Origin of the sequence: Anabaena sp. CCY 0017 (genome assembly GCF_963920885.1) — a bacterium.
GTDB lineage: Bacteria > Cyanobacteriota > Cyanobacteriia > Cyanobacteriales > Nostocaceae > Nodularia.
In genome coordinates this window covers 57,501-75,721 of sequence record NZ_CAWUDG010000022.1, presented here as the reverse complement: position 1 = coordinate 75,721, position 18,221 = coordinate 57,501, and the positions used below count along the sequence as shown (strand labels likewise).

Here is an 18,221-nt window from a genome sequence, read left to right as displayed (position 1 = left end):
TCGTTACATTGTTTACACTGTCTTGTTTTTAGACTTGTTTGTCGCCCCGTCAGCATCAGAACGTAATTTTATTTTGAATTGTCTGCCATCATCTTGTCAAAGATACTATCTGCTTTCTTAAATCGAACAATTTAATTTTTGGAGAGTGCAGAAAAATTTATCCACATCGAAGGAACAGTAATTGCTCCTCAAATTTTTCGTGCTTACATAACCGTCAAATATATTGTGTTTGATGATTTATTTTCATGCTGTAGATTCCTTCAGTAATATGAGCCTTCATCATCCTGATTTTTTTGCTTTTCTCTTGATGTAATTTCTTTATACTTCAATTTGAAGTGCGGAATGTGGGTTTCAAGACCAGGCTCGAATGATTGTTAGTTTGTTGTCGGCTCTTGACCTAAAACAAGTGGATGTTGTGGGTCACGATACGGGCGGTGCGGTGGCTTTAATTCTAGCGATCGAGCATCAACAAGTTGTCAATCGCCTTGTAATCACAAATTCTGTCTGCTACGACCGTTTTGACGATGATATGCTAGATTTTGGACATCCTCTACGGTGGAAGTCTCGTCCAATCACAGATTTGGTCGTAGCTCTGGAAGAAAGTCTTGCCGCAGGTCTTTCCCACAAAAGCCGACTCACCTCCCTATTTCGAGACGGTATCATAGCACCTTGGTCAAGTGAAGAAGGCAAACTGAGCTTGCTTCGCAACGCATCTGCCCTCAATGCCAATCAAACAATTGCACTTGTTGATCGACACAACACAATTACGGCTCGCACCCTGATTCTGTGGGGCATGAATGACCCCTGGCAGAAATCAGAAGATGGAATGCAACTAGCTCGCGAAATTCCAGATGCTATTTTTCAAGCTATTGAAGATGCCTCCCATTGGGTACAGCAAGATGCCCCAGAGCAGTTTTCAACTGCTTTGCTGGATTTCTTTGCCGATTCGACATCAGCATAATTTTTTTTACGAGCCAGTGTTGCCACTTCTCGCCTGCTTGTTTCCTAACATCGATTGTTTGGTAAAACTCTGCCCTACCCATAACAAACTGCCCACGAGAAGCAGTCCAATGGTACTGGCTGGTTCTGGTACTTTCTCAACTCTAATTCTGACTACTTGGTAGTCTGGGGTTGTAAAATCTGCATTGGGAAATGCAGTTAAGATATTGCCTCCAGGAATAAAACCAGGATGCTGTCTAACTACACCATTTTCAGTTACGCCAGTGTTAGGCTGTGTCTGTCCTAGAAGTGCGGTATTAATTGGAATTTCATCGTTGACTTCCGTCCCTGCGTCCCAAATACGATTTCCCGAAACTATAAAATCAGCGCCAATAAACTTACCCAAATTATCGAAAATTTGAAATGCCAGGGGATTTTCATTAGCAATAAAGGCATCATTGCTGGGAACAATCATGGTTGCATAGCTGAAGTAACGACTAGTAGCCAGACTGCCATCCACCTTAAATGTCCGAGTAGTTGTTGTACCGGGAGGAATAACTGGTGGGGAATTAGGACTAATGCCAGGTCCAAGGATCGTTCCTTCAACTAATCCACTGCCGCTAGATAAAAATGTATTAGCAATTGGTGCAGTAGTACCGTCTTCCGCTAGACGTTCTAGACTGATTGAGGCTGGCTCATCTAAGTTAAAGATATTAAAACTGCCATCATGAAAGCCAACCCATAAAGGAGTGACAACAAGACCATTTGCAGGTGCTAAGTTCTCAACAGTGACCTTGAGATTAGCTGCTGTTGCTGCTGTCGCCATTGTGAGAGTCGAAACAAATCCAACTGTCATAGCGATGATTCTGGAATGCTTCTTAACAGTGGCAATACTTTGATTATTCATGGTTTCCTTATGTTAATTAAGAGGTAGAGAAAAAGTTTTGAACACTATGGATAACTGCTGAAATGACCTCAATAGCTATCATGTTTTAAGGTTTCACCAACTGAGACTTTAGATGAAAAGTTGAACAACACCTGTAATATTGTCATTTCCATATCCCTTGGCGATCGCTTCCAAGTAAATGTGATGAATAGCAGTAGACACTGGAGTTGGAGCCGCAACAGTTAGTGCTGTTTGAGTAATATAGCGGAAATCTTTTTCCACCAATTTAATCGGGAACATCGGTGCATGGTGGTTGATCAACATCAGGTTTCCCACACCTTTAGCGGCTGGACTGATCACAGGCATCTCACCGAGACATTCCATCGCTTTTGCCGGGTCAATTCCGTTCTGATTCAGCATTCCCAAAATTTCTGCCAATGCGGCCACCTGAATCCCAAAAAGTGCATTGACTGCAAGTTTCATCGCCATCCCTTGACCGATAGCACCGACATGAATGGTTGCAGATCCAACGGCATCAAGCACATCTTGGACTAGTGTTAAAGTCTCTATATTTCCTCCAACTAAATAAATCAGCTTTCCCGCATCCGCTTGTGGGCGAGAACCAACAACCGGAGCATCAAGGAAGGCAGCCCCACGGCTCTCAATTGCTGCTGCTAGTTCTCTTGTCCAATCAACAGTTAGGGTGCTTGATTCAATTGCAATTGCATCTTTACCAAGTCCCATCGCTGCACCCGTTTTTGAGTCAAGCCAAATTGCTCGTGACGCGTCATTATCAGTGACCATACTAATTACAATCTCAGCTGACTCGGCTGCTTCCCTGGGAGTTGCAGCCCAAATAGCCCCCTGATCCAGCAAGGGTATTGCTTTATCTGCCGTGCGGTTGTAAACGAATACCTTATGGTTGGCATTCAGAAGGTTCTGTGCTACACGAAATCCCATTGCACCCATTCCCAGTAATGCAATTCGGCTCATATTATTTCTCTAATGAATTTTTAGACTGAGTAACCAAATGAATTGCGAGCATAACCATTGAAAGCATCCAGCAAGCGATCGCGCCAAGCATAAATGGGATCATCTGGGGCGAGCAATTGGATTGGACTAACTACCCTTGCCCATTGAAATGGTGCAAATACAATGTAGTCAACGAAATAATGACTATCACCACCTAAATAGGGTTGACGTTTGAGAACTTCTCTCAGAGGAGATAAAGCTGTTCGCAAAGCAGTGATAGTTGCATCATTAGGTGTTGCAAATTCTTCGAGTGTCATCCCCAAAAATTTCTCTCGGCTCTCGCGAAAGTATACTTTGTCCTTTTCATGTAAATGCTGATATAAATCTAGGAGAATAATCCGCAAGATAATTGGAGTAATGGTTTGCACACACCAAAACTTGATGAATAAAGCATTTGATTCGCTATTTTTTTCGCCGAATAAACTAGGATGATCAGCGTAATTTGTTTCCAAGTAACGAACAATTTCCCAACTATCAATCACTGTTTTGTCACCATCAACCAAGACAGGAACCTTTCCTTGTCCAGAAAAAGCGATCGCCTCTTTCTCTGTAAACCGCCAAGGAATTTCTTTCGCATCAAGTCCTTTGTGCTTTAAAGCCATTTTGACTTGCCAACAAGGAGGACTAAAGCGGCAATCATCTTTTGCTCCAGCTAAATCATAAAGTTTAAGGCTCATATTTTCTCCTCTCAACCAAGCAAAAATGAGAATGATGCAATTTGTAGGCGCGACAGATGATTAGGGGAAAATCTGTGATTTCAGCTTCAGTAGATTACGTAAATTAACTATCAACATGACTTGACTATACTTGTTGTTCACTAAGCAATAAATACCAATTCATGAATGAATCTCGTGCATTTTATACACGAATTGATGCAAAAAGATTATAGTGAATGAGGATTTATGATCTGAGTAATGGACATATCTGTGCTGCAAACCTTTGTTGAAGTGATGAGGCTAGGGAGTTTTGCTGCTGTCGCCAGAGAACGCAATATTGACCCTTCTTCTGTTTCACGAGCGATCGCTGGTTTGGAAGAAGAACTTGGTGTCAGGTTATTCCAGAGAACAACACGTCAATTGTCACCAACAGAAGCTGGTATCGCCTATTTTGAGCGCGTTGAGCCACTTGTCGAGGAGATGCAGCAGGCAATTAATGTAGTAGCGGACGTTTCTGGGCAGGTAAAGGGAAAACTCCGCGTTACAGTTTCTGTCTCGTTTGGACTTCAGTGTATTGTGCCTTTGTTATCAAAATTTGGCACGATTTATCCAGACCTGACGGTTGATTTGTTACTCACAGATACTATCGTAGATTTGTTAACCGAAAGAATTGACGTAGCAGTTCGTCTGGGATTACTGGCAGACTCAACCCTGGTTGCCCAACAACTCATGCCGACTTGCTATTTTGTCTGCGCTAGTCCCCAGTATTTGAAACGATGGGGTCAACCAAAAAAACCGAGCGATGTTGGGCAACATAACTGTCTTCTCTTCCCCCTAGCAATCTTTAGCTCAAAATGGATATTCAGGGATAAGAATGGTATAAAAAGCGAAACTTCTGTTCGTGGTAACACCATTATTTCCAGCGGACTTGCTCTCCAGCAATGCGCGATCGCTGGAATGGGTCTGGCATTGCTCCCAAACTGGTTAATTCACAAGGATTTACAGACTGGTAAACTAGTCAACGTCTTTCCCAATTATGAAGTAACAGCAACGGATTTTAACACTGCTGCCTGGCTTGTCTATCCCTCCCGTGCTTACGTTCCTCTCAAAGTTCGAGTTTTCATTGACTTTCTAAAGCAGAATATTTCGCGCTAGTCTGACGGGTGGAGCGCTCCACAAGAGGGACATCTAGTTTATCGCAGCAATCAATATTTTGAGGATAGGACTCAGTACGGTAGGAATACGGTCACTTACGCTACAGGAGATTTGCCCTCTTGGGCGGTTGGCGCAAGCCTGTCGTCTAACGGCGAGTCTGTGAATGTAGAATCCCCGAATTTCTAATTCGGGGAGTGTCAAGCAGCGCTTTTCCCAAATGCTTTACGGAAAATGATCTTGTCATCTCCTGCTTTGTAAAACTCCCGAATCCGAGCTTCCTCGTCATAACCATTCTTTCGATAAAATGATCGGACATATTCAAAGTTCTCAACACCGGACGTTTCCACTAACAGCACACGTTCACCGCGGTCTGCTAGCACTTGTTCAACATGACGAAGCAGGACACCACCACGTCCTTGTCTTTGACGGTCAGGGTGAATAGCAATCAGATAGAGATTCCATGTCCCTTCGGTCATTCGTTCTGGCGCAACATACGCCACGCCTACTACCCCATTATCATCATCGGTAAACCACAAATCTTGACTCTCCAGTTCGCTATTGAAATGTTGATTCAGCATTTGGGCGAGTTCCTCGATTTGATTTGGCTCGAATAAACCAGACGCTTCCGCCAAAGCGATCAAGGCAGGTGTGTCACTGGGCGTAATCAATCGAATCATATGTTTTTGGTTAAAGAATACTCAGCTTGCTAGCTAACGGACTGCGCGTAACCGGACGGCGACAATACCTGCATCATAACCAATAGCGTATACTAAAATACTTATAAAGTCCGCAAATTTTATAATTGGCTTATCGTTTTGGCTCGTGATTCATGCAGCGTTACACGATTGTGCCAAAAGGTGGAATTGGTATCATTTTTCATCTCGCCAAAACTCGCCACTGTTTCATACCGAACACGGCTTTTTTACTCCAATGTAGCAAAATTTCAACCCCTTGCAGAATAGTGGTTTTCAGACCATCTTGCAGGAATACCACTGGCAATATTCGTCCACGAATTTGACTTTTGGTGCGGCTCGACGGGGCTGTACCATACTCTGTGTCTTGCTTCTAGTATTTGTATTTTATTATACTACTGCGAGAGTGACAAAACAGGTTTAATCAGGAGGAGTAGCTTGATCAGCCTGACTGCTGGCATATTCTAATACTCGTTCCCATTCCCAACGCCAAGCAGCCTCTAGCATCAATTTCTTTCCGTTCGTAAACTTAATAAATTCTGTCCCATTGCTGTAAGATATATCAGCAACAAGTTGATTACGCAAATCGTAGCCCCAAATTTTTGCTGCTGCATTCCACCACCTTTGCCCTGGTGATTCCAACATTGGTAGCTCAAGGTAGTCATCTTGCCATGCGACAGGTTTCCACTGTTCTTTCAGCGCACTAATCAAAATTGCATTTGGGTAAAAATTTTTTTCATTTTTTTGTAACCACAATACATAGTCAATTGTGCTTCTAAAAGCATCTTCTAACCCATACGTACAAGCTTCCAATGCGGTTTGAACTTGTTCAAATGAAAAATTCACCCCAATGCTGACTAATGCACGCTCATATTTTTTATAAATTTCGTACTCAATCGAGTCGTTTTCCCAAAACCACACACTTAAAACATCCCTTTGAGAGATACTAAGCAGCTTCAATTATTTAAATTTTAGCAAATATCACCTATCTAATACCATTGCTCCCATAACCGCTTCAGTTCAGTGTATACAATGTCACTAACAGAGCAATACCTTAGCCAATGCACGAGGGTGAGATGATAATGCTTCAACCATTCACTCACATTTCTCGCTCGGCTTGGCAAAAACAATCACCGCTAAAAATTCCTAAGAGTTTGTATTTCACTTCACTTTTTTGTCAGGATTTAAATAAGGTGAAATAATCTGGAGTAGCTGGGGGAGAAAAAATAATTTTAATTGCCGACTAAATAGGCAGATAACGTTGGTCTTTCTCACCAGTCTGCTGATTGAGTAAAACTTTCTCCCCAGCTAACTGCCCAGCAACAAATCCGTCTTCTGAACTACAAGAAGACCTTTGATTTCGGCTTTTTAAATTCAATTTTTCAGAATATGCTTTCAATTCTGCTTCCAGCTTTTCGTATAATGATCGCATAACAATAGCTGAGATTGCTGGTGAATTTTCAGAAGCTGCTACACCCGCACATTTTTGTTTATCTATACCTGACAAAATTCGGGCATGAAGCCGATGTGCAGCACCTAGCTTAAAAGCATTTTTAAAAGTGCGGTCGCCGTCTACCTGTTTCGCTAGTCGGTCAACTGCTTGCACTAAATAGTCAAATTGCATTCTGGCTGACTGAATATTGACACTGCGCCCGAATATTATCTGCTTGATTTGGGCCGACTGTTTCAAACGATAAGCAAAACAATAGTTGGCCTGACAAACTGCATTCAGCAAGATCCCCTTCCACGAACTTTGTCTTTGGGATTCGTTGATAACTTGTTCTTCTATTTGTTCTGGTGTTGAATCTACTAAGTCTGCCATTGATAAGTTGTGGCGAGTTAGCATCTCTTGAGCTTTTGAAAAAGCCGCAAGTGCCTCTGCTTCGTTAGGAGATTGAGAAAGGGAAAGTAGCTTTTTTATTTTATCGGCAACCTTCTCAATATCTTGGGCATAGTATGTGGCTTTATTTTGCATGGCTTAATTGAAAATGATAAATAAAATTAGCTATTTTTATTTAGATAGTCAATTTTATCATTAATAAGACACTCCTTCCAAGAATTCCTCGAAAGACTGATACACGCTTTCATCCCGGCGTAAATGAGTAAGCTTGAATTCTTTCCGCATCAACCCAAAGCGAAACATTACATTTGAGCGACAACCGCCACGCACAGTATTTTCTAGGAACAAAACCGCACCAAAGCACAATTTTGATTCAGCAGTAACTCGATTTTTGATAGACTCAGAATAATCCACTGTTTCGTGACAGTGAAAGGCTATGTCGTGCGTAATTGCTTGCAGAATATCGCGCGCTTTTTGAGGCGAAAGCGCATATTCTACAGATTTTTTGAATGGACAATTTTTGCAAGGTTGTTTCATATTTTAACTTTAGAGTAAAAAGAAAAAATCACTACCAAGCTAATAAATTGCTTGATAGTAATCCTCAAGAATGTCGCCAGAAGCTCTTAGGCAGAAACTTGAGGCTGACAGTTTGCGGTTCAGATTTGGGAACTTCTGTAGCCTGTGTAACAGTTACAGAAGTGGGTGATAATAATGAGTTGAGGATTTGTTTTTGGTGGTCGATATCATCCACTGTTCTGTAGACCCTGGTAGGATCTATTTGCATACCCAAGGGCGTAGTAACTATTTGCAAATACTCATTTAGAGCAGCAATGTAGCCCTCATGGAAATTTCTGACAGCAATGCAAGGACGCATGATGTTGAGAAGTTGTATTGCACGTCTGATTTCAGAAACATTGCGATTACCGTCTATCTCAGATTGACTTTCTTGATAACCTTTGGCTTTCTTCTCAGCTACCAACTGATAATATTTAAAAATCGCCCGTTGATTGCTTGCTTGCTAAGGAATGGACTTTCGTTTGGGATTTGTACCCAACTCTTCCCCATTTGATAATCAACTGACTTCCTTCAACTTTTGCACTCCAAAATTTATTGCTGTTTCGGACAGCATCAACAAATACAAGATAGGTTTCCATAATTTAATTGAATGAAGTTGCAGGTGAAAATCTAAAATTCAGACATTCACCTGCAATTAATTATTGCTTGGCGTTACCCCAGCGAAGTTGTCCTCGTTAAGTGTTACTATTTAATAATTCCCAACACGCCTGTCTCTTATCAGATTCAGTGAGATTTTGGTTATTCAAAACTTCCACAATTTTGTTACCTGTTTCTATCTGTTGGGGTGTATGCTCAATTGGTGGAATGAATGTATATTCAGAGTTATCTTTATCGATTCTGTTTTGGCTGAGTGGCATAAAACTGTCTTAATTATTTGTCATTAGTTTTTCGCGTAGCGTTTCTTTCAGCAATATGAAAAAATCAAGCAATTGTCCCCGCTAGAATACAGAGACAATCACCTGATTAATCAATTCAAATTGAATCGAGAAGTCCGTAGAGATTTGCTAGGTCTGGGAGCGATCGCACTAGAAGCATCTCTGGCAGTCTTCGCCCACTCACGCATTCGCTCAACAGAAGCCGCATCTTGGACAGCTAAAGGTGTTATGGTTTGCCGACAAACCTCTAAATCACCCAAAGTGACCTGTTGTGGTCGTCCTTGGTCAAATGCCAAAAGTGCGGCTTCAGCTGCTAGAGTTTCCAGTTCAGCACCGGAAAATTTGTTAGTATTGTTAGCGATCGCCTCCAAATATTCATCCTCCACACTGATGCCAAATCGTTGTAGATGAATCTTGAGAATCTGCACTTTCTCAGGCTCACTCGGTAGGTCAACAAAGAAATTTTCATCAAATCTACCCTTTCGTTTGAGTTCACTGGGTAGTGCTGATGGATCGTTGCAAGTTGCCACAACGAACACTCCCGCCGTACATTCAGACATGAATGTGAGGATATTTCCAAGGATTCGCTGTGAAACTCCGCTAGAGTCACCCTGTCCTGACAAGGCTTTCTCAATTTCGTCAACCCACAAAACGCATGGTGCGATCGCTTCGGCTGTTTTCAAAGCCCTACGGATATTGCCTTCAGATTCCCCAACCAAAGAACCAAGCATTGATGCAATATCCAGTTGCAATAGTGGTAAGTTGAGGATATTGGCAATATTCTTAGCACATATAGATTTACCCGTTCCCGGTGGACCCGCTAATAACACACCTTTAGGCTGGGGTAAATTGAGCGATCGCGCTTCTTGTGTAAACAATCGTCGCCGCCGTTGCAACCAATCACGCAAGAGGTCAAGTCCACCGAATGGGATTGTAGCTGGTTTTCCCAACTCAATCCCCATTTGAGATAGCAGCCGGGTTTTGTACTCGACCACCTTGGCGATGACACTAGCATCAATTGTAATGCCAGCGCTGCTCAAACTCTCTTTGACCGTCAGCCTCAGAAAGTCGCTGATTTCTTCTAGGGTCAATCCCAGCGCTGCCCGTGCCAAAGTTTCTTTATTGTCGTCTGATAACAGAATTCGGAATGAAACTTCCTGTTCGGAGGCTGATTCCTTCAAATACTGCAAGTACGATTCTAAACGCTCTTGAACTTGCTCAATTGTTGGCAGAGGCACTTCCGCGAACGGAATCAGCCGCACCAGAGAATCGTGTAGTTGAATACTTTGACCCAGAAAGATGATGCGTTTTTCCGTGGGCTTGAGTCTGTGGTACAAGTTCTTGACCCTGGTGAGTATTTCCCAACTCAATTGAGGAGAATTTTTACCCACGAATGGATGAACGTCACCTACTATAAATACTCCAACACCGTCAAAGTTGTTGATATAATCGAATACAAACAACAACGAGTCAACATGAGTCGGGCGCTTGTACTCTGGCACTGGCTTAAATACTAACCCACCGTCCTCAGCTATCAGACATTGCTCCAGGCTTGAAACTCCCAGATTCCAGAAAAATACGGGACTTTCAAGTTTTTCCTTAGCTTGCGTTGTTAGCCACTGAATAATCGTAGCTTCTTCTGGTGCAAGAACTTCAAGAGCCACAATTGGAATTTGAGAATCTAAAGTGGCAAAGATATTATTTAGGTTCATTTTGTAAATCTTTATACGGTAATGGTGCGAGTTCATCGTGAGTTTCAACCAGTTTCACGACTAACTCATGAAGTTCGGCTTTGCCGTCAAAAATCTCCGCAGTTCCATCACTAAAGGCAATGGCTGAAACTAAAGCATTAATCAATACACACAGACCCTCTGTATTGCCTTTGATTACGATTGGTTCTTGGGCGAATGGCACTAAGATAAGCCGAAAGCAAGTTGAGATAAGGGTTTAAAGGATTGAGAGTGAGCAAGCGTGTGGGGGAAATAGAGTCAGAAAACTAATTCGCGGAAACTTTCCGCGAATTAGTCAGGAATTCTTCGAGGGTTTTTCAGTCTCCTCATATAAATCAATCCACCCTTGCTTAATTGTGTTTACCATGCGATGAAGCGCATCAATCTTGGTACGTCGTATCATTGCTGTTACCGCATCATTGTATGCGGGACTGCCGGCTCGACCAAGATGTTTGTAGCGAGATTTTCCTAATTCGCGCTTATCAAAAACAGGTAACTCAGCCTGCAATTTATAATACCAATAAACCCCGTATTTACCTTTAACTTGGTAACGCACAATCCAACTGTTTTCAGGCGCAACTTGGCCAGAGTCAAATATCTGTTGTATTTCTTTTTCTAGTTGTGCAATTAATGATTGAAGGTTAGAAGCACGCTCAATCAAATCCTGTGACTTGGGTTTTTTCTTGACTGCTGGCATAGGGAGATCCAATTCAATGCTCAACTCAATAGTTAGCAGAAAATTTCCGCGAATTACATGATTATATTCTATATACTAGAAGTCAGGTGGCTTTATTCATGCCCACGGAGAATTGAGTAATCAACTAAACAATTAGACTACTTAACTCAAATGAATACTCCAATTATATCTAAAAGTGTTGAAATCCTCAAGCAGAAATTTACTCACAGTTTGGGCTTACCAATTCATCAATTGTTACCATCAGAAGTAATTCAAGAAGAATTAGCTCAACTTAATATTAAATACCGCCAACGCTTATTTGACCCAATTTGTACCTTATGGGCATTTCTGTCTCAGGTATTAGATGTTGATAAAAGTTGCCATAATGCTGTTAGTCGAGTCATTACCTATCTTGTGGGTTCAGGAGTAGAACTGCCATCAACAGATACGAGTGCTTACTGCCAAGCACGTCAAAGATTACCAGAAAAATTAATCCAAAAACTATTTGGTAAAGTGGCAATTGGGTTAGAATCTCAGGTAAATGAAAAACATTTATGGTGTGGTCGAAAAGTTAAGGTAATAGATGGTTCTACGGTATCAATGCCAGATACACCTGAGAATCAAAAAGAATATCCTCAACCCAGTAGCCAAAAAACCGGATGCGGTTTTCCCCTTGCGAAGATTGGTGCGCTTTTCAGCATTGCCACTGGTGCGGCTGTCGCCTTAGCAATTGATGTTTTTAACACTCATGATATTCAACTAGCAAGAAGATTGTACGAATTCCTCAGCCCTGGGGATGTGCTTTTAGGAGATAGAGCCTTTTGTGCTTATGCTGATATATTTCAAATAAAAAGTTTGGGTTGTGATGCTGTATTTCGCAAGCATCAAGGTCGTCAAACCCAAATGCGTCGGGGAAAAATTGTTGGGAGTTGTGATAAAATTGTCACTTGGAGTCAACCGAAAAAATGTCCCCAAGGTTTAAGTCAAGAGGAATTTAACTCTTTACCAAATACGTTAATAGTCAGGGAAATTTATTTCTATATTTTCATTCCCGGCTTTAGAACCGAACAGGTGAGTCTGATTACTACTTTACTTGATACCAAGGCTTATTCTACTTTAGACATTACGAGTCTTTATCAAAAACGTTGGGATGTAGAAGTTGATTTAAAGCATCTAAAAACTACATTGGGGATGGATATATTAAGAAGTAAGACTCCGGCAATGGTACGGAAAGAAATCTGGGCTTTTTTATTGGCTTATAATCTGTTACGAACTTTAATGTGGTCGGCTGGTAATAGTTATGGTGTCTCACCTTTGCGATTATCATTGCAGGGAACAAGGCAACATTTTGATAACTTTATTCCCCAGTTCATTGCTGCTACTAACAGCGAACGCCATCAGATTTATTCTACTTTATTAAAAGTTATTGTGCATAAGGAAGTACCACTAAGGCCAGCACGAAGTGAACCGAGAGTTAGAAAACGTCGCCCTAAATCTTATCCTTTAATGCAAGAACCACGCCAGCGATATCACCATAATTTAAAAACTGCTTGATTTGGAACAATCCGGATAAATACAGCACTTTGTGTCAGGAATTATTGAGTCCAAGAATATGGAGATTTAATTCGCGGAAAGTTTCCGCGAATTAAATATTTTTCCTTACTCCACCAGTTTTTTATCACTCTCAATCCTTTAAACTCTTATCTCAACTTGCTTTCGGCTTATCTTAGTGCCATTCGTTCTTGGGCTTTAGTAGCGGCGTAAATATGAACCATTGCGTATTCTTTGGGTAATTCCATAATCGATTGGGGGAACTTAATCCCCCCTTTTTGTTATTGTCTTAAACGAGTTTGATGATTAGAATTAGTTCTAAGCTGTTGGGTTTGAGCTTCATCTTTGAAAGTGCGATCGCCCACAACTCCCAACGCTTCCTCAAACGGCTGGGTGGCTTCCAGGCAAGATAGCCCTTCAAACCCCTCGGACTCTACTCGAACTTCACCAGTCTTTTTGTCAAAATGTATCAGTATTGAACGTTCCATTGATTTACGAGTTTTCCCTTTATAAGATTTTTGCCATTCACGCTCTACAATTTCTTGAATTTTCTGTTTAGCTAAAGCCAAAGCCACAATATCAATTTTTTTCGCCTCAATAGCTGCTAGGTTTTTAATAACTTTGTGTTGCCAAAGAGTCAAACCTTGAGTGTACTCCTGATTCATGGCAGGTACGACGATAAATTGATGGCTAGTTGGGTCAAGAACATAGATTTTTGATAAATCTGTGGGGTCATACTTAATAGTGGCTTTTTCTCTTGGTCGCAAGCCACCTCTCCTCCTCATATCTTCTCTTTCGTAATTGGAGCGCAGTCTAGTCAATTCTGAACTATGATAATAAAGACCATAAAGTTCCACACCTCTTCTAGAAATCACCCGCTTTTCTACCGCTCCAACTAACACTCTTAACTCTTGAAGACTGGGTGGTAAAGTGGGAGGATGTTCAGCTATTCCTTTTGACCAAATTTCGGCTCTAGGTGTACAAAATTGAGCATGAGAACTTTGATTATGAATGTCCACAATAAAGATGTGAATCATCTCTTGTAAAGCTTCAAGGGAAACTACAGCATTCTTTTTAGGATCATAATCATATTGGGTTATAAATTCCTTGAATAATGTTCCTGGCTGCCCCTGTAATAGTTGGGTATTGTAACTACTAAACGTTCTTTCTACGCTACTTTTATACCAAGGCATATAAGGAGGTGTATATTGGATGCTTACACCTAATTGTTGACAAGCATCTTGAAAGTGTTTGCTATAAAATTCTTTACCATTATCAACGACAACAATCTCCATTAGTCCATACAGGGTCAGCGCATCTCAAACCCTGTTGACAAGAGGATTTGCATGAACAGCCATCAAGTTGGAAACAAGGTGGCACTATCCGAGGTAGGGTAAGATTTAATCCATCTAGGTGCAAGGTTCGAGTCATGGTAAACGGATTTAAGAACAAGAAAAGCAAAAGTAAAGCATATTTTACACCCAGTGTAAATAGCAAAAACATTACCACGAAGTTCCAGGAATACTTTACACAAATAAAAGATCCCAGAGTGGAAAGAACAAGATATCATTTACTCACCGATATCATCACCATAGCGGTTTTAGCAGTCATAGCAGGAACTCAAGGTTGGGAAGATATTGAGGAGTATGGAATCAGTAAACAGGAGTGGTTGAAAACGTTTTTGCAACTACCATTCGGAATACCCAGTCCCGATACTTTTAGGAGAGTGTTTGAGAGAATTAACCCAAGAGAATTTGAGCAATGTTTTCGGCAATGGGTACAATCATTAGTTGAGAAATTGGGAGTAGAAGTAGTAGCCATAGATGGCAAAACTCATAGAGGCTCATATGATCGGGAATCTCAGTTAAAAGCTTTACATACGGTCAGTGCATGGTCAAGTGAACACCGTCTGGTTTTAGGACAAACAAAAGTCAGTGACAAATCTAATGAAATCACCGCGATTCCAGCACTGTTAGAAATGCTAGACATATCTGGCTGCATCATTACTATTGATGCAATGGGTACTCAAAAATCGATTGCCGAAAAAATTATCGCAGCTGATTCTGATTACATTTTGAGCTTGAAAGATAATCATCCTACACTGCACCAGCAAGTCAAAAATTGGTTTAAAACAGCCCAGTCTAATGGATTTAAAGATGTTGATGTGAGTAGGAGTCAACGGATAGAAAAAGGACATCATCGCATCGAGAATCGTCAGGTTTACACCGTACCAGTGTCACAACTTCCTGCACTTCATGAACAAGATTTGTGGAAAGGACTAACAACAGTCGTGATGGTAGTGCGTTCGATTCAGCATTGGAATAAAACTACCCATGAGGTGCAATTTTACATTACTAGTCTCGCCAGTGATGCCAACAAAATTGGTAGTGCAATTCGACAGCATTGGGGGATTGAAAATTCTGTTCATTGGACATTAGATGTCACTTTCAATGAGGATGAATGTCGAATTCGTTCTCTGCACAGCCCACAGAATTTTTCTTTGCTACGTCGCATTGCTCTTAATGCCTTAGAGCGAGAATCCTCTTTCCGCCGCAGTATTCGTCAAAAGTCACGGCGAGCCGCTATGAATGATCAGTATATGCTTTCTGTATTGGCCGCATCTGTCCCAAATTCAATCCTCTCCTAGAATCCCACTGTCAATAGGGTTTGAGACGCGCTAACCCTGGCAAACTATCAGAGGCTTGCTTGAGCTTTTCCGTAATTTCATTAGTCATAGTCATAGAATTTATTTATGCTGATTGGGGCGGGTATGTGGAAAGAGATTAACTCTTTAAAGGGGTATGCCAAACATGATGACCCAGTATTTGTTTCAGCTAAGGGTGGCCATCTGTGCCGCAGTATGGTTTTTCATATAGTGAAAAAAGCAGCAAACAACGCTGGGATTGAGGGGAATGTATCACCCCACGAAGCGCCCCTACAAAATGCTTCATTCAAGAGTAATTTGGCTCATCCCGCCCAATGCCTAATTCCCGCAACTTGGCTTTGACCGAAGCCCAGTCATCACCACAGTAGTAGTAGTTCTTGTCTCTAAGATTAGCAAGGTAATATCCAGATTGACCGCCATTGATGCGGAACAACTCAGTTACTATTTTATTTTTAGTTATTCCAAATAACCTTTCTCGGTCACTTTCGGGTAAATCTTTGTCAGTGCGATTGTAGAAAACACTGCCATATTTGAAATACCACGTCGTACCATTCCTTTGAATAATTTGGAAGTGAAGGGGGTGGATAACGCTTGTTAATGACATAAGAAGCTATACTCCAAGTAGAAGAGATGATGAGGAAAGCCCCCAGGTACAAGCTAGGGGCATAAGTTAATTAGATGCTATTCTTCATCTTCAGAGTCCGATTCTTCATCATCCTCTTCCAATGTTTCTAAGACATCTTCAGTATAAGCAACGTCTCGGTTCCCTTCAGAGTCTGATTTAATCCAGACATCTGCTGCCAAGTATTCAAACTCGACTTCAGGATTGTATTCTCCGTGTCCGTTGCCATCTTTGGATTGAGTCACTTATCTCACCTCCTGATGAGAGTGTATTTTTTTTACTCTCATATTCATAATTATACCACTAGTGAAATGTAAAAACGTCAACCAGTTTTACGAGGATTTTTGGCAGAAATGAGAATTAATTCACCACTAGCGATCGCGTCTAGGAGTTGTCCTATAGACCCGTCTTGATTGTATATGTAACCTAACGCATAAGCTATTTCTTTAAGTTTGGAAGATGTTTCTGGTGCAACTCTAGCGTGTAAACTTTCACGATGAAGCTTTTTTCTGCCAACCATAAATATCAACTAAATATTAAAATAAGTGGTATACGGATTCAACATAGCATATATGTCTCATTGAAATCGCTCAACTTCCCTTACCAATCCACTCCCGCCCCGCTTTTTCTGCGGCTTCAGGCGTATATTAAAGCTTGCGTTCCCCAAACACTGCACCACCAGCACTAATCAAAGTGATGTCAGATTCAATTAACCGTCAACCACCATGTCAAACTATTTGCAATGATTGTGCTTTTCATAGCGTGGTAGAAGAAACAATACAGTGCATTCACCCTGATGAATGTGGGGTAAATTGTTCTACCGTTATTTTCTGCAATTCATGGAAAAGCATACTGATAATTGACAGCCCTTGTGTGACTTTCGGCAATGATGAAGAATAATCTGTGCGCTCATGCTGTTTTGCCATCGTGTGGTGGGGGAAGCGATCTGCTTTGCAGCAGCGCTGAGTGCAAAGCACACGCGATAGCGAAGCAGATCGCGTGTACCTTGCAGTTCCCTACACCTAAGAATCGCCTGCTGGATTACATTTACCAACATTCTTAAGGGAAAACATTGCATAACAAAGGCGATGGTGTGGCGTTTCGCCATTGCACTACGTTATATATAAGTTATGCTGCAAATTTCTCACAAAATTATTATCCCCGATAGCGAAATCGAAATGAACGCGATTCGCTCTCAAGGTGCAGGCGGTCAAAATGTCAACAAGGTTGCTACTGCCATCCACTTACGTTTTGACATTGAGGCTTCATCATTACCCACTTTCTATAAACAGCAACTTTTGAAGTTAAATGACCGACGCATTACCCAGGAGGGAGTGATTGTAATTAAGGCTCAAGAACACCGCAGCCAGGAGCAAAACCGGGAAGAAGCTTTGCAACGGCTCAAACAACTGATTAAAAGCGCTGTCATACTGCCCCAAAAACGCAAACCCACCAAACCAACTCGCAGTTCTCAAAAAAAACGCCTTGATAGTAAAACTAAGCGAGGACATATTAAATCAATGAGGAGGCAGTCCATTGATTAAAAAGTAAATTTTGGGATGAAAAGATGATATATTTCATGCAATGGCTTGTGAGCAAATATTAGGACGTGACCAACTGGCGACATTGTGCGAGTCTGATGAAGTGCCGGAATCGGGACGCATTCGAGAAATTTGTCCCCATTGTGGCCCTGGTACTGGAAAGGATGGGACAAAACAAAAGTGCAAACGATGCTCTAACGGTTTATTTAGTAATTTTCATCACTAAATAACAATTAGGAATTATGAGTTGAGATAAAGCTATCTGTTTCGCTCAAGGATAAAAATGTGTGAGGCAGTCTCGCAATTTTCTAGTAGGGGTCGGGTCATGTCATCGCTAACACGCTGATGTTCTGTTTGAGTAAGGATAGCGTAGGAATTCATGACAAGGGCTTAACTGCTATTTAGCTATTCAATATTTAGTCCAATTTATCAGAATTAATGTTGATTTTTATGACAATTTTTGGTGAGTAGCAATGTCAACTTCATCATTTACACTTACACCATGAAGAACTCAGCTATCGAAACAATTAATTCAATCAATCGTGTCAGAGGGGTTTCCAATAACATGATGGCTTACAGACTATCGTTGATCATGCAACAGGCTAAAGAGAACTCCACTCCCCTAGCTACCGAAAACCAAGCCTTACCCCAAGAACGCCAGGAAGAACTTACGAAACTTCTATCGAAGTCTCCCACAACTCAAAATCTTGAAAACTTTAGGCAAAAGTTAAAAGATAGGTACTACTCAGAATAGGGAGCAACGCGATTTTGTGAGTTTGGACAAA

23 protein-coding genes and 3 pseudogenes are annotated in these 18,221 nt (G+C 41.3%); 8 read left to right on the top strand and 18 right to left on the bottom strand.

The annotated features are described in order from the left end of the window. Nucleotides 1-361: 361 nt before the first annotated feature. Nucleotides 362-961, top strand: a pseudogene (locus ACM0OW_RS20700) (alpha/beta fold hydrolase); the annotation flags it as partial. A 6-nt stretch (nt 962-967) separates the two neighbouring features. Here ACM0OW_RS20700 and ACM0OW_RS20695 read toward each other — a convergent pair. From ACM0OW_RS20695 to ACM0OW_RS20685, 3 genes are all read right to left on the bottom strand, one after another. Then, nucleotides 968-1,846: a spondin domain-containing protein gene (locus ACM0OW_RS20695; protein ID WP_414552018.1), complete on the bottom strand. Its 879-nt coding sequence runs from the start codon at nt 1,844-1,846 to the stop codon at nt 968-970. Nucleotides 1,847-1,954: 108 nt separating this feature from the next. After that, entirely contained in the window at nt 1,955-2,818 is an 864-nt protein-coding gene (locus ACM0OW_RS20690) for an NAD(P)-dependent oxidoreductase (RefSeq protein WP_414552017.1), read from the bottom strand. 20 nt (nt 2,819-2,838) lie between these two features. Then, nucleotides 2,839-3,534: a glutathione S-transferase N-terminal domain-containing protein gene (locus ACM0OW_RS20685; RefSeq protein WP_414552016.1), complete on the bottom strand. Its 696-nt coding sequence runs from the start codon at nt 3,532-3,534 to the stop codon at nt 2,839-2,841. A 237-nt stretch (nt 3,535-3,771) separates the two neighbouring features. On the opposite strand from ACM0OW_RS20685, the gene ACM0OW_RS20680 reads away from it, so the two are divergent. Both ACM0OW_RS20680 and ACM0OW_RS20675 read left to right on the top strand, forming a co-directional pair. Further along, on the top strand, nt 3,772-4,668 hold the full coding sequence (locus tag ACM0OW_RS20680; protein ID WP_414552015.1) for a LysR family transcriptional regulator: 897 nt from the start codon (nt 3,772-3,774) through the stop codon (nt 4,666-4,668). Between the two features lie 43 nt (nt 4,669-4,711). Continuing rightward, a pseudogene (locus ACM0OW_RS20675) lies at nt 4,712-4,854 on the top strand (RNA-guided endonuclease TnpB family protein); the annotation flags it as partial. Between the two features lie 11 nt (nt 4,855-4,865). Here the strand turns inward: ACM0OW_RS20675 and ACM0OW_RS20670 are convergent. From ACM0OW_RS20670 to ACM0OW_RS20625, 10 genes are all read right to left on the bottom strand, one after another. Then, nucleotides 4,866-5,345, bottom strand: a complete 480-nt coding sequence (locus tag ACM0OW_RS20670) for a GNAT family N-acetyltransferase (protein WP_414552014.1) — start codon at nt 5,343-5,345, stop codon at nt 4,866-4,868. Nucleotides 5,346-5,780: 435 nt separating this feature from the next. After that, entirely contained in the window at nt 5,781-6,281 is a 501-nt protein-coding gene (locus tag ACM0OW_RS20665) for a hypothetical protein (protein WP_414552023.1), read from the bottom strand. A 322-nt stretch (nt 6,282-6,603) separates the two neighbouring features. Then, nucleotides 6,604-7,335 (bottom strand): DUF2786 domain-containing protein, encoded by a 732-nt coding sequence (locus ACM0OW_RS20660; protein ID WP_414552013.1) that lies wholly within the window; start codon nt 7,333-7,335, stop codon nt 6,604-6,606. Nucleotides 7,336-7,395: 60 nt separating this feature from the next. Beyond that, a complete protein-coding gene (locus ACM0OW_RS20655) occupies nt 7,396-7,737 on the bottom strand; it encodes a hypothetical protein (protein WP_414552012.1) in 342 nt (113 codons plus the stop codon). A 64-nt stretch (nt 7,738-7,801) separates the two neighbouring features. Beyond that, nucleotides 7,802-8,179 carry a hypothetical protein gene (locus ACM0OW_RS20650; RefSeq protein ID WP_414552011.1) on the bottom strand — a complete coding sequence of 126 codons (378 nt, stop codon included), beginning with the start codon at nt 8,177-8,179 and terminating at the stop codon, nt 7,802-7,804. Between the two features lie 10 nt (nt 8,180-8,189). Continuing rightward, complete coding sequence (locus ACM0OW_RS20645) at nt 8,190-8,354, bottom strand: WGR domain-containing protein (RefSeq protein WP_414552010.1); 165 nt, start codon at nt 8,352-8,354, stop codon at nt 8,190-8,192. A gap of 96 nt (nt 8,355-8,450) precedes the next feature. After that, nucleotides 8,451-8,633 carry a hypothetical protein gene (locus ACM0OW_RS20640; protein WP_414552009.1) on the bottom strand — a complete coding sequence of 61 codons (183 nt, stop codon included), beginning with the start codon at nt 8,631-8,633 and terminating at the stop codon, nt 8,451-8,453. A 110-nt stretch (nt 8,634-8,743) separates the two neighbouring features. Beyond that, nucleotides 8,744-10,363, bottom strand: coding sequence for an AAA family ATPase (locus ACM0OW_RS20635; protein WP_414552008.1), 1,620 nt, complete (start codon nt 10,361-10,363; stop codon nt 8,744-8,746). After that, on the bottom strand, nt 10,350-10,565 hold the full coding sequence (locus ACM0OW_RS20630) for a hypothetical protein (protein ID WP_414552007.1): 216 nt from the start codon (nt 10,563-10,565) through the stop codon (nt 10,350-10,352). The genes ACM0OW_RS20635 and ACM0OW_RS20630 overlap by 14 nt, the downstream gene beginning before the upstream one ends. 111 nt (nt 10,566-10,676) lie before the next feature. Continuing rightward, nucleotides 10,677-11,078, bottom strand: coding sequence for a hypothetical protein (locus ACM0OW_RS20625; protein WP_414552006.1), 402 nt, complete (start codon nt 11,076-11,078; stop codon nt 10,677-10,679). 150 nt (nt 11,079-11,228) lie between these two features. Here ACM0OW_RS20625 and ACM0OW_RS20620 point away from each other — a divergent pair, with 150 nt between their 5' ends. Further along, nucleotides 11,229-12,611 carry an IS4 family transposase gene (locus ACM0OW_RS20620; protein ID WP_414552005.1) on the top strand — a complete coding sequence of 461 codons (1,383 nt, stop codon included), beginning with the start codon at nt 11,229-11,231 and terminating at the stop codon, nt 12,609-12,611. A gap of 278 nt (nt 12,612-12,889) precedes the next feature. Here the strand turns inward: ACM0OW_RS20620 and ACM0OW_RS20615 are convergent, their stop codons facing one another. Together ACM0OW_RS20615 and ACM0OW_RS20610 are read right to left on the bottom strand one after the other, a co-directional pair. After that, nucleotides 12,890-13,096, bottom strand: coding sequence for a DUF2997 domain-containing protein (locus ACM0OW_RS20615; protein ID WP_414552022.1), 207 nt, complete (start codon nt 13,094-13,096; stop codon nt 12,890-12,892). Nucleotides 13,097-13,345: 249 nt separating this feature from the next. Next, nucleotides 13,346-13,645: pseudogene (locus ACM0OW_RS20610) on the bottom strand (transposase); the annotation flags it as partial. Nucleotides 13,646-14,037: 392 nt separating this feature from the next. On the opposite strand from ACM0OW_RS20610, the gene ACM0OW_RS20605 reads away from it, so the two are divergent. Further along, nucleotides 14,038-15,255 carry an ISAs1 family transposase gene (locus tag ACM0OW_RS20605; protein ID WP_414552004.1) on the top strand — a complete coding sequence of 406 codons (1,218 nt, stop codon included), beginning with the start codon at nt 14,038-14,040 and terminating at the stop codon, nt 15,253-15,255. A gap of 304 nt (nt 15,256-15,559) precedes the next feature. Here ACM0OW_RS20605 and ACM0OW_RS20600 read toward each other — a convergent pair whose 3' ends face one another. The 3 genes from ACM0OW_RS20600 to ACM0OW_RS20590 form a co-directional block, all read right to left on the bottom strand. Then, nucleotides 15,560-15,877, bottom strand: coding sequence for a hypothetical protein (locus ACM0OW_RS20600; protein ID WP_414552003.1), 318 nt, complete (start codon nt 15,875-15,877; stop codon nt 15,560-15,562). A gap of 77 nt (nt 15,878-15,954) precedes the next feature. Further along, entirely contained in the window at nt 15,955-16,140 is a 186-nt protein-coding gene (locus ACM0OW_RS20595) for a hypothetical protein (RefSeq protein WP_414552002.1), read from the bottom strand. A gap of 77 nt (nt 16,141-16,217) precedes the next feature. Then, nucleotides 16,218-16,415, bottom strand: a complete 198-nt coding sequence (locus ACM0OW_RS20590; protein ID WP_414552001.1) for a hypothetical protein — start codon at nt 16,413-16,415, stop codon at nt 16,218-16,220. Nucleotides 16,416-17,025: 610 nt separating this feature from the next. On the opposite strand from ACM0OW_RS20590, the gene arfB reads away from it, so the two are divergent. From arfB to ACM0OW_RS20575, 3 genes are all read left to right on the top strand, one after another. Further along, nucleotides 17,026-17,439: an alternative ribosome rescue aminoacyl-tRNA hydrolase ArfB gene (arfB, locus tag ACM0OW_RS20585; RefSeq protein WP_414552000.1), complete on the top strand. Its 414-nt coding sequence runs from the start codon at nt 17,026-17,028 to the stop codon at nt 17,437-17,439. Between the two features lie 40 nt (nt 17,440-17,479). Next, on the top strand, nt 17,480-17,662 hold the full coding sequence (locus ACM0OW_RS20580; RefSeq protein ID WP_414551999.1) for a hypothetical protein: 183 nt from the start codon (nt 17,480-17,482) through the stop codon (nt 17,660-17,662). A gap of 276 nt (nt 17,663-17,938) precedes the next feature. Further along, nucleotides 17,939-18,190, top strand: a complete 252-nt coding sequence (locus tag ACM0OW_RS20575; protein ID WP_414551998.1) for a hypothetical protein — start codon at nt 17,939-17,941, stop codon at nt 18,188-18,190. Nucleotides 18,191-18,221 lie beyond the last annotated feature (31 nt).